The following is a 5,880-nucleotide window of genomic DNA, read 5'->3' on the forward strand; positions in this document are numbered from 1 at the left end:
GTAGCGGAAGGCGCTCACGGGGCATCCTCTTCGTCCGGGGTTCCTCTGGCGAAGGTACCAAGTCCCCCGCGTGGGGAATTCGGCCGGAAGCTCCCCGGGCGGACCCGACGGGGACGGCACCGGGCGGTGCCGTCCCCGTCGGGTCCGCCCGGGGAGCTTCCGGCCGAATTCCCCACGCGGGGGACTTGGTACCTTCGCCAGAGGAACCCCGGACGAAGAGGATGCCCCGTGAGCGCCTTCCGCTACGAGCTCGAACCCGTCGACGAGAGCTACTTCGAATCGGCCCCGATGCGTTGGCGGGTGGGGCTGGAACTGGCCGCCGGGCCCGACGAGGTCTGGGCCGAGCTCACCTCGCCCCGTCCTCTGTCCTGGTGCCGGGCCCTGGGAGACGTGCACTACACCACCGAGCCGCCCTACGGCGTGGGCACCATCCGCGAGGCCCGGGTCCTCGGCGCCTACCGGATGCGCGAGCACTTCTTCCGTTGGGACGAGGCCGAACGCCGAAAGTCCTTCTACGCCACCGAGGGCACCCTCCCGCTGTTCGGCTCGTTCGCCGAGGACTACCATGTGCTGCCGTTCGCCGGCGGCAGCAAGCTCGTGTGGTCGTTCGCGTTCACCCCGTGGCAGGGCCTGGACAGCGCCCTGCAGCTGGGGCGTCCCCTGACCGAGAGCATGCTCGCCTCCCTGGTCAAGGACACCCGTGCCCACTTCGGCCCCCTCACCGAGGTGCACTGACCCGAGGAACGCCACGCCGGCCGTCCGGTCGTCGTCCCCACCGGGGATACTCGTGGCCATGGACACCCCCTGCCCGAACGTGAACGCCGACGAGGTGCTCGGGACCCATGAGTGACGGGACCTTCGACACGCACCCGGCCCGGAGGTCGGGTCGAACCCGGTTCGAGGACGACCTGGGGCGTCCGGTGGTGTCGGACGCGCCCCCACGGCGGATCGTCTCGCTGGTGCCGTCTCTCACCGAGGCCATCGCGCACACCGTTCCCGGTGCCCTGGTCGGAGCGACCGACTGGTGCTCCCACCCTCCCGACCTGGCGGTCGAACGGTTGCGCGGCACCAAGAACCCGCACGTGCGACGGATCATCGAACTCGCCCCGGACCTGGTGGTGGCCAACCGGGAGGAGAACCGGGAACGGCACGTCCTCCACCTGCGCGAGGCGGGCGTCCCGGTGTGGGTGACCGACGTCCGCACCGTGCCCGGCGCCCTGGCCTCGCTGCGCCGGTTGTTCGCCCTCCTCGCCCCCGGGGTCTCCCCCGACTGGCTGACCGAGGCCGAAACCGTGTGGGCGGCCCCTCCACCGTCGGAGCGTGTGCGGGTGGCCGTGCCGATCTGGCGGAACCCGTGGATGTTCGTGGGCGCCGACACCTTCGCCCACGACCTGCTCCACCGACTCGGCGCGGACAACGTGTTCGCGGACCGTCCCGGGCGTTACCCCACGGTCGGGCCGGAGGAGACGTCCGAGGCCGACCTGGTGGTACTGCCGGACGAGCCCTACGCGTTCGGCCCCGAGGACGGCCCGGAGGCCTTCGACGTACCCGCGGTCCACGTGTTCGGCCGTGACCTGACCTGGTACGGCCCCTCCCTCCCGGCGGCGCACCGGCGCCTGTCCGCGGCGTTGACGCGCCACGGATAGGCACGCTCAGCGGTTACGGAGCTTGGCGAACAGCCAGAACACACCCAGCACCGCTCCCACACCGACGAGCGCCCCGACCCCGGCGCCGGCCAACGTGGCGACCCGGTCGGCGGCGTCGCCCTCCCACAGGGTGCCGCCCAGGTCGAACAGGGAGATCACCAGGACCACCAGGGCGACCGCGATCAACACCAGGCCGGGCGGACTCCAGAAGAACCGCTTACGGGTGGGCTCGGGGCGCTCGTCCAACACGGCGGCCGGCCCGACCAACGCGGCCCGGGACCGCTTGAAGTAGGCGAAGGTGAAGTAGTGCCCGGCGGGTTCCCAGCCCTCCGGAGCCAGGCTCTCGGCCAGACGCGTCCGTTCACGGCGGCCGGGGGCGATCTCCTGGCGATACTCCCAGACCTGGGGGTCCTCTCCACGGTGGCTGACGAACCGGCCGAACCGATCCACCCGTTCGACCTCCCAACCCTGCGCGCCCATCTCGTTGAGCCGCGCGGTGGCCGCGAAGGAGTCCGCGCCCCACACCAGGCCCTCCGGATCGGCCTCGGGGCCTTCCTCGCCCACCAGGTCGTCGGCGAACTCGGCCACCGGGCCGAACTCCTCCATCGGGTCGAGGTCGCCGTCGGCCAGGAACGCGGCGAGGTCGTCGATGGTGCTCTTCAGCCGTGGCTCGGGAACCCCGCGGGCCCGTAGCAGTGTCGTCAACTCGTCGAGGTAGCTCAACGGACCCCGCCCTTCTTCAGAACCTCGCGTACCGATGCGTCGAACTCCAACCAGGCGGCCCCCTGACCGGCCAGAACCTCGCGACCCTGATCCGTCAGGTGGTAGTAGCGCCGCCCCGGCCCCTTCTCCGCCGCGCGGAACTCCGCGGCGACCAAACCCGCCTCCTCCAACCGATTGAGCACCGGGTAGAGGGTGCCTCCCTTGATCCGGCCGAATCCGGCCTCGTCCAGACTCGCGGCCAAGGCGTAGCCGTAGCTCTCGCCTTCGGTCAGTCCGGCCAACACCAGGAGGTCGAGCACCCCCTTCAGCCAGCTCGATCGTCGATCCATCCATCACTCCTGGGACTAGGTTCGATTTCTACCTAGACGGTAAAGCAACCTAGTTAGGATTACAACCTAGATAGCCGTACGAACTTCCTTGAGGCGAAGGAACCGGCGGCCGAAGAACGCCACCGACAGCACCCCACCGCCCCCGGCCATGGCCACCACCAGGTGCGTCGGTAGGAACTCCGCGACCGCCCCGGCCAGGGCGAATCCCACCCCCTGGGTGATCATCAGCCCGGCCGAACCCAGCGCGAACACGCGCCCGCGCAATTCCTCCGGGGTCTCGGCCAGGAGCAGCGCGTCCAGCGCCAACGTGTGACCCCAGCCCAGAGCGCCCAGCCCCAGGACGACCACGGCGAACGCGGGTCCCGGATCCAAGACGAAGAACATCATCGGCAGGAAGGACACGAAGGCCAACGGCAGCATCCACCTGCGGCGCGCCTCGGCCGTGAGCAACGACCCGACGGCGAGCTCGCCCACGACCGTCCCCACCGGACCCGCGGTCAACAACAGCGCCACCAGCATCGGCCCACCGCCCATGCCCGTCGCCAACGGTGCCGCCAACGCCTCCGGCCACACGAACAACGCCGCCGGCACCCAGCTCAACAGGAAGACCGCGCGCAGCCGCGGCAACCGCGACGCGTCGCGCACCCCTCCCAACGAGGAGGCGACCAACCCGCCCGAACCCCCGCGCCCGGGCCGGAGTTCGGTACCGACCGCCACCAGCAGGGCGGACCCGGCCATCAACCCCGCCGCCACCAACAGCGCGATCGTGGGCGAGGCCACCAACATCAGGGCACCACCGAACGAGAACCCGCTGATCTGCGCGGTCTGCGCCGCGATCCGCAGCAGCGAACGCCCCAGTGGGAACCCCTCCCCACCCAGCACGTCCGCCAAGGCGGCCGAACGTGCCCCCGAGTACACCGGGGCGATCGTCCCGCTCACCACCAACAGCGCCAACATCACCGGCACCGATGTCCCGGGGAACGCCATGCACGCCATCACCACGCCGCTGATCAACTGCGCCCCCACCATCACCCGCCGGGCCGGAAACCGATCGGCCACCGAGGACAGCAGCGAGGCGCCCAACAAATGCGGCAGGAACCCCAACGCGAACGCCAACGACGACAACAGCGGCGATCCCGTTCGATCGAAGATCAGCACGGACAAGGTGATCTGCACCGCGACCAGCGCGAGGATCGACAGGATCTCCGCGAGGAACAGGGCACGGAACTCGGGCACGGCGAGCACCCGACGGAAAGAGTTCTGCGACATGCGCCCAGCCTCTTCCCGTCGAACAGGCCGCTCAACGGATTCGGGTATGTTCGAATCCATGCCGGGACAGGTGGTCTTCGAACACGAGGACCTGCTGCGTTGCAGGTTCGCCGTCTCTCCGGTCTGGGAGACCCTGGCCGCCCTGCACACCCTCTTCGAACCCCACCGCCAGAGCTTTCACCTGCCGTGGGTCCGCACCGCCCGGCTTCCCGACCACGTCGACCTGTCCCTGGTACGTCTGCTCTTCCCCCGCCCCGGATACGTACCGGACTTCCTGAGCCCGCCTCCGGTCGGTCCGCTCACCTCCATCGAGGACGGACTCACCCAGGTCAGGTCCACCCCGGCCGATCGGGTGGCGAGCGAACTGCGCGCCTGTCTGCTCGATCCCCGACGCGGCCTGCCGGCGAGCACGACCGACCCGCTGTTGGCCGATCCCGGGGCCACACGGGACACGTTGGCCGATCTCTTGGCCACCTGCTGGCAACACCTGGTCCGGCCCTACTGGCCACGCCTACGCGCCCTCCTGGACGCGGACCTGTCACTGCGGGCCCACACCCTGGCCCGGAGCGGGCTGGCCGCCCTCGTCACCGACTTGGACGAGCGGCTCACCTGGCAGGACCACACGCTCCACGTGGCGGGGCCGTCCGCCACCGAACAGCTGCGTCTGGGCAGCCGCGGGCTGCTGCTGATCCCGAGCGCCTTCGTCTGGCCCGAACTGATCCTCGTCGGTGAGGAGCCGTGGCAGCCCACCCTGATCTACCCGGCTCGGGGAGTGGGCGAGCTGTGGTCACCCGGAGAGCGTTCCTCCGAGGCGTTGGCGGCGATCCTGGGGCGCACCCGCGCCCGGATCCTGGCCCACCTGGTCGTCCCCGAGACCACCCGGAACCTGGCCGCGCGCCTGGAGTTGGCGCCGGCCACGGTGTCGGTCAACCTCTCCGCCCTACGCGACGCGGGCTTGTTGGAGTCCTGGCGCGCCGGCCGTGAGGTGTTCTACACCAGGTCTCCCCTGGGCACCGCCCTCGCCGCCCAGGGTCCCTGAACGCGAAAAGGCCCTTGGACCGCGCCGAAGCGCGGCCCAAGGGCCAAAAGTCCAGGCGACCCCCACGCGGCAAGAGACGCCTCGGGGGTCTGGGGGTCGCCCCCCAGAAGAAACAACGGAACGACCCGGCGAGGCGGACGAAGTCCCCCGAGCAAGGTCGTTCCGGAGTGGAGTGGAGGTGGCGGGAATCGAACCCGCGTCCTTCAGCAACGAGCCAGGGCTTCTCCGGGTGCAGTCTGTGGTGTCGTTCTACTCGGCCTCAGCGCTTGCACAGACACATCGCTGACAGGCCCAGCCACGAAAATGTCCCGCTCAGGCCCCGTGGCCTGATCTGAGCGGTGAGTCATCTGAATGGTGCCGGATCCCGAGCCGATGACGAGCCCGGACCGACAGAGTCACAATCGCTTAGGCAGCGAGAGCGAACTCAGTGCGCTTAGAATTGGCACTTGAATTTATGCGAATGCAGGATTAACGAGGTCACACACGCAACCCTCGACCCGCTTCCCCTGGAACGACTACCGAAGTCGAAACCGATCACCCCCTGTGAAGTTGTCAAAGCCGACGTGGATCCCGTCTGCACGGAGTCCGTGTCGACCGACATGCGAGCGGCGAACCACTCGCGTGTTCGTCACTCTATCGGGTCAACGTTCAAGGAACCAAGCTGATTCCCGGTTCGAGGGACCGAGTCAGGGAGAAACCCCCGTGAGGCGGACTCAAGATCTGGTCGACGCGGCTCACGGGGGCGGTCGGCAGGGTCGGGCCGACCTTCGGAACCGGCAGGGTCTCCCCCGAGACGAGATCCTGCCTCATCGAACTGGTCCGCTACCCCCTGATGCGGTTCCAGTTACCCATGAAGACGCCGCCGGAGCGCTCG

At 69.4% G+C, this 5,880-nt stretch carries 6 protein-coding genes and 1 other RNA gene; 3 read left to right on the forward strand and 4 right to left on the reverse strand.

Features of this window, described 5'->3' with window-relative positions; translation table 11 throughout:
- The first annotated feature begins 228 nt into the window (after nt 1-228).
- Nucleotides 229-735 carry an SRPBCC family protein gene (locus tag K8V84_RS25270; protein ID WP_304079314.1) on the forward strand — a complete coding sequence of 169 codons (507 nt, stop codon included), beginning with the start codon at nt 229-231 and terminating at the stop codon, nt 733-735.
- A gap of 107 nt (nt 736-842) precedes the next feature.
- Nucleotides 843-1,646, forward strand: coding sequence for a helical backbone metal receptor (locus K8V84_RS25275; RefSeq protein WP_304079316.1), 804 nt, complete (start codon nt 843-845; stop codon nt 1,644-1,646).
- Between the two features lie 6 nt (nt 1,647-1,652).
- Here K8V84_RS25275 and K8V84_RS25280 read toward each other — a convergent pair whose 3' ends face one another.
- The 3 genes from K8V84_RS25280 to K8V84_RS25290 form a co-directional block, all read right to left on the reverse strand.
- On the reverse strand, nt 1,653-2,369 hold the full coding sequence (locus K8V84_RS25280; RefSeq protein ID WP_304079318.1) for a DUF2812 domain-containing protein: 717 nt from the start codon (nt 2,367-2,369) through the stop codon (nt 1,653-1,655).
- A complete protein-coding gene (locus K8V84_RS25285) occupies nt 2,366-2,698 on the reverse strand; it encodes a PadR family transcriptional regulator (protein ID WP_304079321.1) in 333 nt (110 codons plus the stop codon). The genes K8V84_RS25280 and K8V84_RS25285 overlap by 4 nt, the downstream gene beginning before the upstream one ends.
- Before the next feature lie 66 nt (nt 2,699-2,764).
- A complete protein-coding gene (locus K8V84_RS25290; protein ID WP_304079324.1) occupies nt 2,765-3,967 on the reverse strand; it encodes an MFS transporter in 1,203 nt (400 codons plus the stop codon).
- Between the two features lie 46 nt (nt 3,968-4,013).
- Here K8V84_RS25290 and K8V84_RS25295 point away from each other — a divergent pair, with 46 nt between their 5' ends.
- Nucleotides 4,014-5,006: a DUF5937 family protein gene (locus tag K8V84_RS25295; RefSeq protein WP_304079326.1), complete on the forward strand. Its 993-nt coding sequence runs from the start codon at nt 4,014-4,016 to the stop codon at nt 5,004-5,006.
- Between the two features lie 170 nt (nt 5,007-5,176).
- On the opposite strand, the gene ssrA is transcribed toward K8V84_RS25295, so the two are convergent.
- Nucleotides 5,177-5,548, reverse strand: a transfer-messenger RNA (tmRNA) gene (gene ssrA / locus K8V84_RS25300).
- Nucleotides 5,549-5,880 lie beyond the last annotated feature (332 nt).

It is taken from the genome of Nocardiopsis listeri (assembly GCF_020741345.1).
Classification (GTDB): Bacteria; Actinomycetota; Actinomycetes; order Streptosporangiales; family Streptosporangiaceae; genus Nocardiopsis; species Nocardiopsis listeri_A.

What these genes read in the sequence shown, in the direction of transcription:
- K8V84_RS25275 (WP_304079316.1), top strand. Translation starts at nt 843, where the DNA reads ATGAGTGACGGGACCTTCGACACGCACCCGGCCCGGAGGTCGGGTCGA.
- K8V84_RS25285 (WP_304079321.1), bottom strand. Translation starts at nt 2,698, where the DNA reads ATGGATCGACGATCGAGCTGGCTGAAGGGGGTGCTCGACCTCCTGGTG.
- K8V84_RS25290 (WP_304079324.1), bottom strand. Translation starts at nt 3,967, where the DNA reads ATGTCGCAGAACTCTTTCCGTCGGGTGCTCGCCGTGCCCGAGTTCCGT.
- K8V84_RS25295 (WP_304079326.1), top strand. Translation starts at nt 4,014, where the DNA reads ATGTTCGAATCCATGCCGGGACAGGTGGTCTTCGAACACGAGGACCTG.